This is a genomic window from Nocardia brasiliensis IFM 10847 (assembly GCF_000710915.1).
Classification (GTDB): domain Bacteria; phylum Actinomycetota; class Actinomycetes; order Mycobacteriales; family Mycobacteriaceae; genus Nocardia; species Nocardia brasiliensis_A.
The window spans coordinates 1-15,142 of record NZ_BAUA01000145.1 but is presented as its reverse complement, the minus strand read 5'-3'; the positions used below and the strand labels follow the sequence as shown (position 1 = coordinate 15,142).

At 67.9% G+C, this 15,142-nt stretch carries 15 protein-coding genes; 7 read left to right on the top strand and 8 right to left on the bottom strand.

Features of this window, described 5'->3' with window-relative positions; all coding sequences use genetic code 11:
* Window positions 1-1,463 (top strand): 1-deoxy-D-xylulose-5-phosphate synthase N-terminal domain-containing protein (locus NBRGI_RS27745; protein WP_029900148.1); only part of this gene is annotated, 1,463 nt, incomplete at its 5' end.
* Between the two features lie 117 nt (window positions 1,464-1,580).
* Here the strand turns inward: NBRGI_RS27745 and NBRGI_RS48785 are convergent.
* The 3 genes from NBRGI_RS48785 to NBRGI_RS27730 all read right to left on the bottom strand — a co-directional run bounded on the left by NBRGI_RS48785 (window position 1,581) and on the right by NBRGI_RS27730 (window position 3,685).
* Window positions 1,581-2,684: a hypothetical protein gene (locus tag NBRGI_RS48785; RefSeq protein ID WP_063726319.1), complete on the bottom strand. Its 1,104-nt coding sequence runs from the start codon at window positions 2,682-2,684 to the stop codon at window positions 1,581-1,583.
* 3 nt (window positions 2,685-2,687) lie between these two features.
* Entirely contained in the window at window positions 2,688-2,834 is a 147-nt protein-coding gene (locus tag NBRGI_RS48245) for a hypothetical protein (RefSeq protein WP_158439931.1), read from the bottom strand.
* Between the two features lie 230 nt (window positions 2,835-3,064).
* On the bottom strand, window positions 3,065-3,685 hold the full coding sequence (locus NBRGI_RS27730) for a CGNR zinc finger domain-containing protein (RefSeq protein ID WP_029900146.1): 621 nt from the start codon (window positions 3,683-3,685) through the stop codon (window positions 3,065-3,067).
* Between the two features lie 101 nt (window positions 3,686-3,786).
* On the opposite strand from NBRGI_RS27730, the gene NBRGI_RS27725 reads away from it, so the two are divergent.
* Entirely contained in the window at window positions 3,787-4,197 is a 411-nt protein-coding gene (locus NBRGI_RS27725; RefSeq protein WP_029900145.1) for an SRPBCC family protein, read from the top strand.
* 326 nt (window positions 4,198-4,523) lie between these two features.
* On the opposite strand, the gene NBRGI_RS27720 is transcribed toward NBRGI_RS27725, so the two are convergent.
* The gene (locus NBRGI_RS27720) at window positions 4,524-5,777 is read right to left on the bottom strand and encodes a ribonuclease D (protein WP_029900144.1); all 1,254 of its coding nucleotides are present in this window, start codon (window positions 5,775-5,777) and stop codon (window positions 4,524-4,526) included.
* Between the two features lie 151 nt (window positions 5,778-5,928).
* Entirely contained in the window at window positions 5,929-6,567 is a 639-nt protein-coding gene (locus NBRGI_RS27715) for a DUF3000 domain-containing protein (protein ID WP_036561166.1), read from the bottom strand.
* A gap of 198 nt (window positions 6,568-6,765) precedes the next feature.
* On the opposite strand from NBRGI_RS27715, the gene hemE reads away from it, so the two are divergent.
* Window positions 6,766-7,821 carry a uroporphyrinogen decarboxylase gene (gene hemE / locus NBRGI_RS27710; protein WP_014986671.1) on the top strand — a complete coding sequence of 352 codons (1,056 nt, stop codon included), beginning with the start codon at window positions 6,766-6,768 and terminating at the stop codon, window positions 7,819-7,821.
* Window positions 7,822-7,960: 139 nt separating this feature from the next.
* Here hemE and gyrB read toward each other — a convergent pair whose 3' ends face one another.
* A complete protein-coding gene (gene gyrB / locus NBRGI_RS27705; RefSeq protein ID WP_081878258.1) occupies window positions 7,961-9,934 on the bottom strand; it encodes a DNA topoisomerase (ATP-hydrolyzing) subunit B in 1,974 nt (657 codons plus the stop codon).
* Window positions 9,935-10,398: 464 nt separating this feature from the next.
* Between gyrB and NBRGI_RS27700 the strand changes: the two genes are divergently transcribed.
* The 4 genes from NBRGI_RS27700 to NBRGI_RS48240 all read left to right on the top strand — a co-directional run bounded on the left by NBRGI_RS27700 (window position 10,399) and on the right by NBRGI_RS48240 (window position 13,754).
* Window positions 10,399-11,745, top strand: coding sequence for a protoporphyrinogen oxidase (locus NBRGI_RS27700; RefSeq protein ID WP_029900140.1), 1,347 nt, complete (start codon window positions 10,399-10,401; stop codon window positions 11,743-11,745).
* Between the two features lie 316 nt (window positions 11,746-12,061).
* Window positions 12,062-12,757 carry a hydrogen peroxide-dependent heme synthase gene (hemQ, locus tag NBRGI_RS27695; RefSeq protein WP_029900139.1) on the top strand — a complete coding sequence of 232 codons (696 nt, stop codon included), beginning with the start codon at window positions 12,062-12,064 and terminating at the stop codon, window positions 12,755-12,757.
* An 88-nt stretch (window positions 12,758-12,845) separates the two neighbouring features.
* Window positions 12,846-13,052, top strand: coding sequence for a hypothetical protein (locus NBRGI_RS27690; RefSeq protein ID WP_029900138.1), 207 nt, complete (start codon window positions 12,846-12,848; stop codon window positions 13,050-13,052).
* 417 nt (window positions 13,053-13,469) lie between these two features.
* On the top strand, window positions 13,470-13,754 hold the full coding sequence (locus NBRGI_RS48240; protein WP_158439929.1) for a DUF3658 domain-containing protein: 285 nt from the start codon (window positions 13,470-13,472) through the stop codon (window positions 13,752-13,754).
* Window positions 13,755-13,842: 88 nt separating this feature from the next.
* Here NBRGI_RS48240 and NBRGI_RS27675 read toward each other — a convergent pair whose 3' ends face one another.
* Together NBRGI_RS27675 and NBRGI_RS27670 are read right to left on the bottom strand one after the other, a co-directional pair.
* Window positions 13,843-14,274, bottom strand: coding sequence for a DUF6640 family protein (locus NBRGI_RS27675; protein WP_029900136.1), 432 nt, complete (start codon window positions 14,272-14,274; stop codon window positions 13,843-13,845).
* A gap of 186 nt (window positions 14,275-14,460) precedes the next feature.
* Entirely contained in the window at window positions 14,461-15,069 is a 609-nt protein-coding gene (locus NBRGI_RS27670) for a TetR/AcrR family transcriptional regulator (protein ID WP_051728073.1), read from the bottom strand.
* Window positions 15,070-15,142: the final 73 nt, after the last annotated feature.

Below are 15,142 nucleotides of genomic sequence, written 5' to 3'. Positions count from 1 at the left end.
AGGCGCTCAACAACATCGCGGGCGCGCCGGACCGTTCTGTCGTCATCGTGGTCAACGACAACGGTCGCTCCTACGCGCCCACCATCGGCGGACTCGCCGACCGGTTGACCGCTCTGCGCACCCAGCCCGCCTATGAGCACGCGCTCGACGCCGGGAAGCGGATCATCAAGAGCATCCCGCGGGTCGGGGAGTCCGCGTACTCGATGATGCACGCGGTGAAAGCCGGGATAAAAGACGCGGTGAGCCCGCAGGAGCTGTTCAGCGATCTCGGCATGAAATACGTCGGCCCCGTCGACGGACACGACATCGTCGCGATGGAAGCCGCGCTGCGCCGCGCCAAGGACTTCGGCGGGCCCGTCGTGGTGCACGCGGTGACGCAGAAGGGCCGCGGTTACGCGCCCGCCGAGAACCACATCGCCGATCAGATGCACGCCTGCGATCCGATCGATCCGCTCACCGGCAGGCCCGTCGGCGGGCCGAAGGCCTTGGGCTGGACGGCGGTGTTCTCGCAGGAACTCATCGCGCACGCCGAGAAGCGGGACGACATCGTCGCCATCACCGCCGCCATGCCGGGCCCCACCGGGCTCGCGGCGTTCGGTGAGCGCTTCCCGGAGCGGATGTTCGACGTCGGCATCGCCGAACAGCACGCGATGGCCTCCGCGGCCGGGCTCGCGCTCGGCGGCATGCACCCGGTCGTCGCGATCTACTCGACCTTCCTCAACCGGGCCTTCGACCAGTTGCTGATGGACGTCGCACTGCTGAAGCAACCGGTGACCATCGTGCTGGACCGTTCCGGCATCACCGGACCCGACGGCGCCAGCCACAACGGCATGTGGGACCTCTCGGTGCTCGGCATCGTCCCCGGCATCCGCGTGGCCGCGCCGCGCGATGCGGCCACCCTGCGCGAAGAACTCGCCGAGGCGCTCGCCGTCAACGACGGGCCCACCGCGATCCGCTTCCCCAAAGGCAGTGTCGCCGACGATATCTCGGCGATCGAACGGCTCGACGGTGTCGACGTGCTGCGGCTGGCCTCGGTCGACCACAGCGACGACACCGCGCTCGACGGCGGCGGTTCGGTGCAGGCGGTGCGCGGTGACGTGCTGCTCGTCGCGGTCGGCTCGTTCGCCGAACTCGCCCTGCAGGCGGCGGATCTGCTGGAGAACGAAGGGGTTTCGGTCACGGTCATCGACCCGCGCTGGGTGCTGCCCATCTCCGACACCCTGGTCAAACTCGCCGAAAACTACCGGCTGGTCGTGACATTGGAGGACGGCGGGCTGCACGGCGGCATCGGCTCCACCGTCTCGGCCCGGCTGCGCAACTCCGGCCTCGACATCCCCACCCGCGACCTCGGCGTCCCCCAGCAGTTCCTCGACCACGCGTCCCGCGGCGAGGTGCACGCCGAACTCGGTTTGACGGCACCGGATATCGCCCGGCGGATCGGCGGGTGGCTCGCGGCCCGATAACCGCGGCATCGCGGGGCGTGTGCGCACCGTACGTGGGCCGCAGTGGCGTCGACTCGCGTTGGGACACGCCGTAGTTCGCCTCCGGGAAGGGTGCGGTTCGTCCGGGCGCCGAGCGGCTCAGGTGCGCCGGTCCGGTTCCGGCTCCTCGGGTGCGTCGAGGTGCACGAGTGGCGCCGTCGCCGCGCCTGGGAGTGCGCTGACCTGGTGGCCGTTTGCTCTGGCCCAGGCTCTGATCGCGGTGCTCGCAGCGATGTCTTCCGGGCTCGCTCGTGGAGTCCAGCGGCCGTACCGCACGCTTTCAGCGCTCATTCTGTGCGCGGTGAGAAGCTGTGAGAGTTGTTCGAATTCGGTCGGTGTCACGAACGCCAAGTAGTAGCAGTCCGGGCCGGAACCCAGCGACGCCAGAACCGTACCGAGGGCGAAGGCGTGCTCACCGACCTGTTCGAGGAACGCGTCGAGGTAATGGACTCGCTCGCCGGCCGGCAGGACGAAGGTTTCGGCCCAATCCCAGGGCATCGCTGTGGGACAGGAACTCAACGCTGTCAGCTGTTCGCGGACTAACCGGAGCTCGACCTCGCGGGAGATGACCGCCATATCCGCGGTGCCTTCGAAAGTTTCGGCGTCGCGAATCGATTCGGCGCCTTCCAGGGGGAGGTGTGCCCGTCGTTGGGCCATGATGGCCCGTGCGCGGAACTGGGCATCGGGTTGCCGGCGGGCCCAGTCATGGGAGTATGCCGCGGCCTGCGAGGTCTGGCGCACTATGCGGTCCGGTTCGGGTGCGGCGGGCCAGAACTGCAGGAGGTAGCGGTCCAGTGGTGGCTCATCGTCGAGTCCGACGTCTTTCTGGCGTGCTTGGTCCATGCCCTGTGCGCAGTACCGCACTCGGTAGTCGAGCCCTTCTTTCAAGTTCAGTTCCCAGGAGTCCTCACCGGCCCACTGCATCAGGGAGCTCTGTTCCGAGAGTGGGTAGAAGGAGACCTCCACGACCTCTTCCCATTTCGGATCGAGCGGGGGAGCCTGGCCGAGCACTTCGACGGTGAAGCCCACGTCGCCGGTGTGCAAACCGGTGCTCAGGAAGAGTGCGCCGGGCACCGCGGCGCCGCACAGTCCTGAGTTCTGTCCGGCGAACGCCTCGTGCATGCCTGGGCTGATGCCCGAGGAGTCGCTCACGACGTAGATCTGACTGTAGGAGACGCCCACTTCGCCATCGAGTCTGAACATTTCTCACACCGTCCCGACCGGCCGGAACCCGCTGTCACGCGGCACCGCCAGGGCCGGCGAAATCCCAAGGGTGTCGATCTCGTCGGGTTCGGTGCCGGCCAGCGCGAAAGGGCCGGCAGTGTGGCGGGGTCTGGTTCGAGAACGGGTCATGGGCGGCAGCGTAGAGAAGCCCACTGACATAACGGCGCACAGTGCGTCCGACCTCCACGACAACGAGATCCGCACCCTGCGTGAGCTTCTCGGCCGTTACGTCGCCCACTGGACGTAGCACGTGCCGCGCAGGTTCTGTTGTCCCGCGCGCGTGTCGGTCGAATGACACGCGCGCGGGATGACGAAAGGTGCGCGGGGGTGGTGAGGGTGCGCGGGGTGGTGAGCGGTGCTCAAGACAGGGTGCGGCGGCGGTGGGAGGCGCGGACTTTCACGCGGTTGCCGCAGACGTTCATCGAGCACCAGGTGCGGCCGCGGTTGCGCGAGTGGTCGTAGAAGGCCCAGCGGCAGCTCGGTTCGCGGCAGGCTTTCATGCGGTTCCAGGTGCCTGCGCTGACGGCGGCGAAGACGTCGGCGAGCATGGTGGCGAGGGCGAAATCGACGGGGTCGTCGGTGTGCGGCACCAGACGTGGTTGCGGTCCGGTGATGTCGAGCACGAGGGGCAGCATGTCGGTGAGCGTCCGACACTTCTGAAATGCCTGCGGATCGAGCCCATCCGGCCGCGGGCTCGGCACGGGCGCGGCATTGTTCCCGGCCAGTAGCGCCCGCAACCCTTCGCGCAAAGACAACGCCCGCTGCAATCCGCCCGCATCGGCTGCGTTCGGGGTGCCGGGCGCAACGAGAACGTCGGTCGGATCCGGCGCGGGTTGCCGGAGGTCGTGGGTGTTCAGCCACGTGAGCAGGTGAGCGGGGGTGGTGAGGTGATCGCCGTCGGCGCGGCGGGTGTTGACGAACTCCACGATGCGGTGCAGGGCGGGAGGTGCGTTGTCGGCGGAGGGGACCGGGCTCGGCATCCAACCATCGTAACTACCGATTGACGGTAGATGGTTATCTAACTATCGTTCGGCGAACGCAAGTTATCTTGCCGACCTGAGGCGAACGAGGAGATCTGGTCATGGCATCGGTACGCAAAGAATTGGTCGTGGACGCGGACCCCGCGGAGATCTGGGACATCATCCGAGACTTCGCCGACGGGCCGACGCGCATGGCACCGGGGTTCGCCGTGCGCAGCGCACTGGCGGAGCCGGGATATCGCGTGGTCGACTTCGCCGACGGCTCGGTGCTGCGGGAACGGCTCGTGGTCATCGAGGAGAACGAGCGCCGCTTCGTCTATTCGATCGTGGGCGGCAGCGTCACGCCAGAGCACAACAACGCCTGCATGCAGGTCTTCCCGCACGGCGACGGGCAGACCCGTTTCGTCTGGACCCACGACGTTCTGCCGGACGCCCTGGCCGAACCCTTCGGCGCCGCGATGGACAACGGCCTCGCCGTCTTCGGCCGATCCGTCAGCACATCCACACTCTGAACCCGCCGCGCCGCGGTCACCTGCGGATGGCCGACCGCCCCCACCGCTGGCAAGCCGCGCTCACCTGCGGATGGCCGACGCAGCCACCGCTGATAAGCCGCGCTCACCTGCGGATGGCCGACGCAGCCACCGCTGATAAGCCGCGCTCACCTGCGGACGGCCGACCGCAGCCACAAGCCGCGCTCACCCGTGCGATGGCCTACTCGGCCTGCGCACTCGCGCCACCCGCGGTCTACTGCGTGTGACGCGCCACGGCGAACACCTGCGGCCCACTCGCCGTGTGCGATGCGCCGCGGAACTCGGCGGGCCGACCCGCGCCCCGCAACTCAAGCGGGCGTCAGGGCGACGGTCAGTGGAGGGACGGCGAGTTCGCGCTGCCACTGCCTGGCGCCGCCGGATTTGAGGAAGCCGTCGATGGCGGCGGCCAGTTCTTCGGGGGAGTCGGGGGCGCGGTCGTAGTCGGGGAGTCCGTCCCAGCAGAGGCGGCGGACGAGGTCCGGGGACAGCAGGTTTTCGACGGGAATCGAATGTTTCGCGGAGAGTTCGCCCATGGCGGTGCGCGCGCGGGTCAACCGGGCGGCGGCGGCGGGATCGCGGCGCTCCCACCGGTTCACCGGGGGCGGACCGTCGAACGGCTGGGTGAGCGGCGGTAGTTCGGAGTCGGGCATGGTGCGCCCGCGGTCGACGGCGGCCAGCCATTCGCGCGAGTACCGCCGCTGCCGCGGTCCGCCGAAGACGGGTAGTCCGCGCAGTTGAGCGATGGTTTTCGGATCGGCCGTCACGGCGGCGATGATGGCGGCGTCGGGCAAGATCCGCGCGGGCGCCACGTCGCGGGCGCGGGCCAGCGCGTCCCGGGTGGTCCATAGTTCGCGGACGACGGCCAACTGCCTGGCCCGGCGCAGGGTGTGGATGCCCGAGGTGCGCCGCCAGCGGTCCGCCTTCGGTGCGGGCGATTCGGTGGTTCTGACGTGCTCGAATTCCTGTGCCGCCCAATCGCTCTTGCCTTGCGCGTCGAGTTCGGCGGCAACCGCGTCACGCAGTTCGAGGAGCAGTTCGACGTCGAGTGCCGCGTAGTTGAGCCATTCGTCGGGCAGCGGCCGGGTGGACCAGTCGGCCGCGCCGTGTCCCTTGCGTAGCGCGTGTCCCAGCAGGTTTTCCACCATGGCGGCCAGGCCGACGCGCTCGAATCCGGCGAGCCGCCCGCCCAATTCGGTGTCGAACAGCCGCTGCGGTCGTAGGCCGAGTTCGGCGAGGCCGGGCAGATCCTGGTCGGCCGAATGCAATACCCATTCCAGGTCGTTGATCGCGGCGGCCAGCGGGGCCAGGGCGTCGGTCACGGGGATCGGATCGATGAGAAAAGTGCCTGCGCCTTTGCGGCGGAGCTGGATCAGATAGGCGCGCGCCGAATACCGGAATCCTGAGGCGCGTTCGGCGTCTACGGCGAGCGGGCCGGTGCCCGCGGCGAGACGGTCAGCGGCCGCGGCGATTTCGGCGGCGGTGTCCAGTACCGGAGGCACGCCGTCCACCGGCGCAAGCAGAGGAGGCGCGCCGGTGGTTTCGGATTCTTCGGGTACGGACATGTTGTTGAACTTTACGTGCAGGTGCGCGGCCGTCGTCGTCCTATCGGACTTCCGTGTGTCGGAATGACGAACGCCAGCACAATCGTTGTCGGCTTTCGTTCATCTCAACGCCGCGGCACCGGTCTGTCTTCCGCTCGGCCGCGAAAAATCGCTACCGCTTGTCGGCGGAACCGCCTGGACGCATCTCCAGCTGCGTGATCCCGGCCGGCGGCAATCCGGCGGCGTAGGCGAGAACTTCGCAGAAGCCCTCCACGTGCGGCCGGATATCGGTGGTGACGGCGGTCCAGGAGGCGCGTAGTTCCAGTTGGTGTGCGCGGGGCGGACCCGCGATATCGCCGTAGCGCACCGAACTCGTCGAGGTCACTGTGCCGCCGAGCGCGGTGAACGGCTCGGAGCGCGATTCGAGCGCGTCCACCAGCCAGCTCCACGCCACCTCGGGCAGCAGCGGGTCGGTGGCCAGTGCGGCGTCGATATCGGCCTGGATGTAGGCGACCAGTCGCAGCGTGCCGTGCCAGGCGTCGTCACCGTCGGGGTCGTGCAGCAGGATCAGTCTGCCGAACGCGTCGCCTTCCGAATCGACCGGTACGACACCGGATTCCGGATGCTTTACCTCGGCACCGAGTGCATACGAGTAGGGAGCCAGACGTTGCGGCGGCCGAATGGGCGCAAGCTCGATCCGAGGGTGCACTGTAGCGGTCCCCATCGCATCGACCGCGGCGCGAAATTGAGCTGGCTCGCCATGAGGTCCCTCGGTCGGTGCGGCGCCGTCGCGGAAGTCGAGCGGTGTCACGAAGGGGACGGTAGACCTAGTGCCCCCCGCACAGGCGGAGGCGCGCCGCTGGAGTCGGCGCGGGCTGCGCCGGAACTTCCGTGGTAGCGCAGGCCGTGTCGGCGGATCGGCCGGTGCGCGACCGGTCGGTGCGCTCGTGGGTGCTACGCCACCGGTGTCCGGCTCGGCCCGGATCGGGGGCCGCATACGATAGCCGTGATGAGCACATACACCCGCCGCCGCCTGACCGATGCCCCGTTCCTGGCCGCCGCCACCGGCGCGACGCCGAGCCGGCGCCCGGTGTGGTTCATGCGCCAAGCTGGACGGTCGCTGCCCGAGTACCGCGAACTGCGCAAGGGCGTCGGCATGCTCGAGTCCTGTTTCGATCCGGAGCTGGTGTGCGAGATCACCCTGCAGCCGATCCGCAGGCACCGGGTGGACGCGGCGATCCTGTTCTCCGACATCGTGGTTCCGTTGAAGGCCGCGGGTGTCGATCTGGACATCGTGCCCGGCGTGGGGCCGGTGATCGCGTCGCCGGTGCGCACCGTCGACGATGTGCGCGCCCTGCCGCGATTGCGCCCGGAGGAAGTGGGCGCGGTCACCGACGGGGTGCGGTTGCTGGTCGACGCGCTCGGCGAGACGCCGTTGATCGGGTTCGCGGGCGCACCGTTCACCCTCGCGTCCTATCTGGTCGAGGGCGGGCCGAGCAAGAACCACGAGCGCACCAAGTCGATGATGTACGCCGATCCGCAGACCTGGCACGCGCTGCTCGGCGCGCTCACCGATATCACCATCGCGTTCCTGCAGGCGCAGCTGGCCGCGGGGGTCGACGCGATCCAGCTGTTCGATTCGTGGGCGGGCGCGCTGTCGCTGGCCGACTACCGCCGGTTCGTGCTGCCGCATTCGGAGCGGGTGTTCGCCGAGGTGGCCGCCGCCGGCGTGCCGCGCATCCACTTCGGCGTGGGCACGGGCGAGCTGCTCGGCGCGATGGGCGAGGCGGGCGCCGACGTGGTCGGCGTGGACTGGCGGGTGCCGCTCACCGAGGCCGTCCGCCGAGTCGGGCCCGGAAAAGCGTTGCAGGGCAACCTCGATCCGGCGGTGTTGTTCGCGGGTGCGGCGGCCGTCGAAGCCGAGGCGCGCCGGATCGCGGCCGAGGCGGACGAGGCGATCACCTTGGGCGCCAAGGGACATATCTTCAATCTCGGGCACGGCGTCCTGCCCGATACCGACCCCGGCGTGCTGACCGCGCTGGTCGAATTGATCCACGAGCTGTAGCGCGCCCTCCCGGTGGCGGAATACTCCGCCACCGGTGACGTTCGAGAACAGCACGCCGCCGTCGGTTCATACCGGTGGCGCTTCGAGCAGGCCGGTGGTCGAGTACAGCCGGGTCGGCATGGGTTCTCCTCGTCGGTGCTCAAAGATCCAGGAATCGCACGTCTTTCGCGTTGCGGGTGATGAAAGTGCGTCGGGCTTCGACGTCTTCACCCATCAGGATGGAGAACAGTTCGTCGGCGGCCGCCGCGTCGGCGAGCGTGACGCGGCGCAGGATGCGGGTCCGCGGGTCCATGGTGGTCTCCCACAGTTCTTTGGCGTTCATCTCGCCCAGACCCTTGTAGCGCTGTACCCCGTCGTCCTTGTTGATCTTCTTGCCGCTCGCGAGCCCGTCCTCGAGGAGCGTGTCGCGTTCCCGGTCGGAGTAGGCGAACTCGGCCTCGCCGCGCTGCCACTTGAGCTTGTACAGCGGAGGCTGGGCCAGGTACACGTGCCCCTGCTCGATGAGTGGGCGCATGAACCGGAACAGCAGCGTGAGCAGCAGTGTGGTGATGTGCTGGCCGTCGACGTCGGCGTCGGCCATCAGCACGATCTTGTGATACCGCAGCTTGGCGATGTCGAACTCGTCGTGGATGCCGGTGCCGAAGGCGGTGATGATCGACTGCACCTCGTTGTTCTTCAACACCCGGTCGATGCGGGTCCGTTCGACGTTGATGATCTTTCCGCGCAGCGGCAGGATCGCCTGATACATCGAGTCACGGCCGGATTTGGCCGAGCCACCGGCGGAATCGCCCTCCACGATGTAGATCTCGGAACGGCCCGGGTCCTTGGACCGGCAGTCGGCCAGCTTGCCCGGCAGTCCACCCAGATCGGCGGTGGACTTGCGGCGCACCAACTCTCGCGCCTTACGCGCGGCAGTGCGCGCCTGAGCCGAGGATATCGCCTTGGTCACCACGGTTTTCGCGTCGGCGGGGTTCGCCTCGAACCAGTGCGTGAGGTGTTCGTTGCACGATTTCTGCACCAGCGAACGGATTTCGGTGTTGCCCAGCTTGGTCTTGGTCTGGCCCTCGAACTGCGGCTCGGCGACCTTCACGCTGACGATCGCGGCCAGGCCCTCGCGGATATCGTCACCGGTGAGGCTGCCGTCCTTCTCCTTGATCAGCTTCTTCTCTCTGGCGTACTTGTTGACCACCGTGGTCAGCGCCGAGCGGAAGCCCTCCTCGTGGGTGCCGCCGTCCTTGGTGTTGATCGTGTTGACGAAGGAGTGCACCGACTCCGAATAGCCGGAGTTCCACTGCATCGCCACCTCGACGCTGGTGCCGGGACCGGTGCTGGTGAATCCGATGATGGAGTGGTGGATCGGCTGCTTGGTGCGATTGATGTGGCGGACGAAATCCTCGAGACCGCCCGGGTAGCAGAAGGAGCGGGTACTCGCCTCCGCCGCCTCCGTCCCGCGGTCGTCGGTGAGGGTGATGGTGAGGCCCTTGTTCAGGAACGCCGTTTCCTGCAGGCGGCGCGCGACCGTCTCGAAGGTGTAGGTGGTGGTCTCGAAGATGTTCGGATCGGCCCAGAACCGGGTGGTGGTGCCCGTGCGGTCGGTCGGTGCGCCGCGGACCAGCTCGTCGGGCTCGGCGTCGAGGTAGGTCTGTGTCCAGTGGTATCCGTCGCGGTCGATCTCCAATTCGACTCTGGCGCACAGGGCATTGACCACCGAGAGGCCGACACCGTGCAGGCCGCCGGAGAACTCGTAGGTATCGGAGTCGAACTTGCCGCCCGCGTGCAGTCGCGTCATCACCACCTCGACGGTGGGGATGCCGAGCGCGTGCAGCTCGACCGGGATAGCGCGGCCGCTGTCGACCACCTGGACGCCGCCGTCGGCCAGCAGCGTGACGTCGATTCGGTCGCCGTAGCCCGCCATCGCCTCGTCGACGGAGTTGTCCACGATCTCCTTGATCAGATGATGCAGGCCGGCCTCGCCGGTGGATCCGACGTACATGCCGGGCCGTAGGCGCACCGCGTCGAGCCCCTCGAGCACGGTGACGTTGGACGCGTTGTAGCCCTGCTTGTCCGATGCCGCCTCGGCGGATCGCGTCAGGGTGGGGTGGTTGGTAGCCACGAGTCGGTAACTCTCCTCACATGCCGTATCCGGCGGGCCGGGCTCAGCGCGCAGCAGTCCCCCCGGTATGCCGACGCGGCACAACGAGTTGATCGGGGAACCAGAGACCTGTCTGCGAGCTGGACGCCGCGGCCCCACCGGAAGCGCCCAGAAAACTTGTCGACTTCCATCATACCGTTAGCAAAGTTCAGAACTGGGCTCAGTCGATTTTGAAGGGCAATTAGACATATCTAGACACGCCTAAGGTTCGTCAGAATTGATGTTTCCAATCCCCCCTATGTGAAAGGAGCTATAAACGGTCTACGGCAACTCTGGACGTCAATGAGTGTGAATCGGGCAAATGGGGTAAGTCGGTCAGTTTCGAGGCTGAGTTGGGCACGCTGCCGTATGACAAGGAAGGGTGCGGCCTGTCCTCCGGTGGACCGGTGGGTCGCGCGGCCGGGACGGGGGATAGCGTCGAAGGCATGAGGATCGCGGTGGTCGGCGGCGGGATCAGTGGATTGGTCGCGGCGTATCGGATGCGGACGTTGCTGGGCGCCGAGGCCGACATCGTGGTGCTCGACCGGGCCGAGCGAGTGGGCGGCATCCTCTACACCGGTGAGCTCGCCGGGGGGCCGTTGGATCTCGGGGCCGAGGCCTTCGTCGGCCGCAGACCCGAAGTCCCCCAATTGCTTCGCGAACTCGGGCTGGAAACCCAGCTCGTCACACCCGCAGGACTGCGTCCGCTGCTGTGGTCCGGTGGCGCGGCGCATCCGCTGCCCGAGCGGACGCTGATGGGCATCCCGTCCGACGCGGAATCGATGCGCGGGCTGGTCGATGCGGAAACCCTGGCCAAGATCGCCGCGGAGCCGCAGCGACCGCTGATCTGGGAGCCGGGTGCCGACATCGACGTCTATCAGCTGGTCGCCGACCGCTTCGGTGCGCAGGTCGCCGACCGCAGCGTCGATCCGCTGCTCGGCGGCGTGTACGCGGGCAGTTCCCGATCGATCGGCGTGCGCGCGGCGCTGCCGACGCTGGCCGCGGCCCTCGACGACGGCGCGCCCAGCCTCACCCACGCGGTGGCGGTCGCGCTGCCGCCCCCGTCCAACGCGCCCGTATTCGGCGGAATCCGAGACGGATACCAGGTACTGCTGGAAGCCCTGGCGGCCCGATCCGGCGCGAAGTTCGTGACGGCGACGCCCGCGACCCGCCTCGCGCGCGGGTTGCGCGGATGGATCATCGATCCGGTCGGTGCGGTGGACGCCGTCGTGCTCGCCACCCCCGCGCCGGTGACTGCCCGGCTGCTCGGCACTGTCGCGCCCGACGCCGCGACCGCGCTGGCGGGGATCGAGCTGTCCTCCTCCGTCGTTGTCGCGCTTGCGCTTGCGCTGGAAGCGGAACTGCCGCAGCACTCCGGGATTCTGGTCGCCACCGGAGAGTCGTTGCGCGCCAAGGCTTTCACCCTGTCCAGCCGCAAATGGACGCACCTCGCCCAGCGGGACACCGCGCTGGTGCGCGTCTCGTTCGGGAAATTCGGCGACGACAGCACCCTGTCCTGGTCCGACACCGACCTGATCACCACCGCCGCCGCGGACCTGGCCACCGTCACCGGCACCGTCATCGCGCACACCGACGCCGCCGTCCAGCGCTGGCGCGGTGGCCTGCCCCAATACGCCCCCGGCCACACCGACCGCATCGCCGCCGCCGAATCCGCCGTCGCGCCCCTCGACGGCCTGGCTCTGGCCGGCGCCTACCTGCACGGCGTCGGCGTCCCCGCCTGCGTCGCGTCCGGCACCGCCGCCGCCCACCGCATCGCCGCCGCGCTGAACTGAACGCCCGCCAGAGTTTCGGCGATCGGCGGTGAGTCGGCGACTTGCCGTGCGCCGGTGCGTGGTGATGGTGCCGGCCCTGCGGGAGCTGTACCGGCGCAGCACGTTTCGCCTTGTCTGCGCGGGTTCCACAGCGGCCGCGCCAGCCGCTGTCGATCGCATCGCGAGGTCTCTCGCACCAGTGCTGTCTTCCTGCGCCCGATGTGGACTGGCATAGCGGGTGCGGGAAGACGGAAGTGGTGCGGGAAGGCAGTCGGGGTGCGGCGAGGTGAGCTACCGCACGGCGGTGGTGGGTGGGGGGAGTGGCACGATGGGGGGTATGGCGCGACTGGACTATCAAGCACTCAATTCGACGATCCGATACCTGATGTTCTCGGTGTTCCAGGTGCAGCCGGGCGTGCTCGGCGAGGACCGGGCCGCGGCGATCAAAGAGGCGCGGGCGTTCTTCGAGGGCTTGGCCGACCGGGAGGTCGTGGTCCGCGGCGTGTACGACGTGGCGGGGATGCGCGCCGACGCGGACTTCATGATCTGGACGCACGCCGAACGGGTCGAGGATCTGCAGGCCGCCTACGCGGACTTCCGGCGCACCACCGAACTGGGCCGCGCGAGCGCGCCGGTGTGGAGCAATGTGGCGCTGCACCGCCCGGCCGAGTTCAACAAGAGCCACGTCCCCGCCTTCCTGGCCGGCGAGGACCCGGGCAACTACATCTGCGTGTACCCGTTCGTCCGCTCCTACGAGTGGTACCTGCTGCCCGACGAAGAGCGCCGCAAGATGCTCGCCGATCACGGCAAGGCCGCCCGTGGCTACCCGGACGTGCGCGCCAACACGGTGAGCTCGTTCGCGCTCGGCGACTACGAGTGGATTCTCGCGTTCGAGGCCCCGGAACTGCACCGCATCGTCGACCTGATGCGTGACCTGCGCGCCACCGAGGCCCGCCTGCACGTCCGTGAAGAGGTCCCCTTCTTCACCGGCCCCCGTGTCGAACTCGAAAAGCTCATCACCGCACTGCCTTGAGAGGTGCCCGGTGGAATTCCGGGCATGCCCGCGGCTGTCGTTCTCGTTACGCTTCCTCCAGGTCGGGGCTCGACCTGGAGGACGAATAATGTTGCGTACCAAACGTTGTGCCGCCGCACTGCTGGTGACGGCCGCGGTCCTGACCGGCGCCGCGCCGCTCGCCACGGCGGCACCGTCGCCGGTCGGTGCCGAGACGAGCATCTTCTCCGGCTCCGCCGACCTCACCAAGCAAATCGAGTACATCGCCTGCTTGATCCGGATTCACCTGGTCGGCGGCGCATGCATCCCGAAGTAGCGCCGCGGAGCAATCCGCAGGCATGCCCTGAGTTTTCGGGGCATGCCGCGTCATGTCCGAAACCGTAGAGTTCGGCCCAGCGCGGAACTCCGTTGCGCTGCCCGAGGGGTGCAGTCGCAGCGCGAGGTGCGCCCCGCGCTCTCACCGTGGTTCGAGAAGCACGGTCGGGATGCCGCGACGCGGCCGCAGTGCACGCGGCTCAAAGTTCCCACCACCACGCGATGGTCGCGATAGGCAGCGGATCCCGGCTGGTGTCCGAGGATCGGTCGGAGTAGTGATGATCGATTTCGACGCCGGGTCGTCCGGTGTAGGGGGCGCCGAAGCCCCAGTCGTGGTTGCCTCGAACGGTGTGGACGAACCCGGACGCCGTTGAGCGGTGAATCTGACGTCCCCCGAGTAGGGGATGTCCCTGATGTGTTGTCAGCCATCTTTGAGCACTCGGCGGCCGTGACCTGGAAGAACTTTCTCGACAGCTGGAAACTGCACGTCCTGTCGCCGCCACCGAACGGGTCAACGGTGCGCAGCACCTGGGAGCGGCTGGTACAGGAGAACGAGACTTTCCGTATCGTGCGAGATGGTGACCTTGTCTCCGCGCCGTCGGATCACTACGACCGTGCTCTCCTCGAAGCGGCCGGTGCGGACTGGACCCCGATATCCCGAATCATCGCCCCCGTCATGAGCGTCGCCGACGCACCATTTTGATCTGGCGCGTGCAGACCTTGGTCGAGTCCGGCGCGATCGTCGCGGACGGAAATCCGTGGCTCGTGCGGCGAACGAAAGTCGAACGCGCCTAGCTCTGCCGGGGAAACGGGTTGGTGAGGCGACGGCGTTCCACTATGTATCCGAGTGCGACCACCGCGATCATGGTGGGGACGATGGTGCGCAGGTCGATCGGCATGCCGAACAGATGCGGTACATCGGCGGCGAATTGGGCGTCGCGGTGTGACGCGCCTGGAAACAGAAATGCGCCGGCCGCGCCGGCCCACCAGACACCGGCGAACAGAGCAGCTGGTCGCAGTCGTTCCCGATCGTATCCAGGGCTCCACAGGTAGATCAGTGCCAGCACACCCAAGATGCTGGCCAATGAGATCGTGAGGCCGTCATGGAATTTGGCGTGCGGAGTGAAGGCAGGATTGAAAATGTGGGTCGAGTTGTAGTCGTCGACCCATTGCAGAACCGCGTTGCCGAGAGCGGCCGCGGACAGTATCCACCTACCCCACATGGCATTCCTTCCTGGGCGAGCGATGGGTGGCTGGTGTGTCTCGACCCAGCGGGAACGACGCCTATCCTGCGGTCGGCGAGGCCTGCATCGAGCATAGGCGGTCGCTCCCCATGTGCGGGGCAGCGGAATGCCGCTGACTGCTCCGGTGTCGAGTTCCCACCTCGCCTCAGAGCCGCCGGTCCTTGATCACGCGTCTGGCGTGCCTACCAGCGCGGTCAGCTGGACCGCGCTGGCCACCACGAAGTCGCGGTCCACACTGTCCTGGTCGATCACCGCATGCTGCGCGAAGCCGGTGACCAGCGCGTGCACCGCCTGCGCCAGCCGCTCGGCCTGCTCGGCCGTGGTGCGCGCCGTGCCGATCCGGCGATCGGTGAACAGCGTCGCGAGCACGCCGGGGGTACTCGGCACCTGCGTGTCGACCTCGGACATCAGCTGCGGGTCGCGTAGCGCGGCGGCCAGGCCCTCTAGTTCGAACGCGAAGTGCTCGCGGGCGTGGGGTGCGCCGGTCGAGTCGAGTACGGCTCTCGCGTACCCGCGTACCACCGCGCGCAGATCCAGTTCCGGGTCCGCCAGCGGCCGCAACGTCTGCTGGTAGTCCTCCACCATGCGCTTGGTGGCTGCGATCAGCAGGGCGCGCTTGCTGCCGAAGATCGAGTAGATCGCGCCGGTGGTGAGTCCCGCGCGCGCAGCGATATCGGTCAGCCGGGCCGCCTGGTAGCCGTGCTCGGCGATGTCGGCGATCGCGGCATCGATCAGAGCGTGCTGGTTGACCTCCCGGGTCTCTGCGCGGCGCATACCGACGATGATAATCTGATTACTGAAATAATCGAATTATCGAAATGAGCCGTGCATGACCGAGCTGAATCGT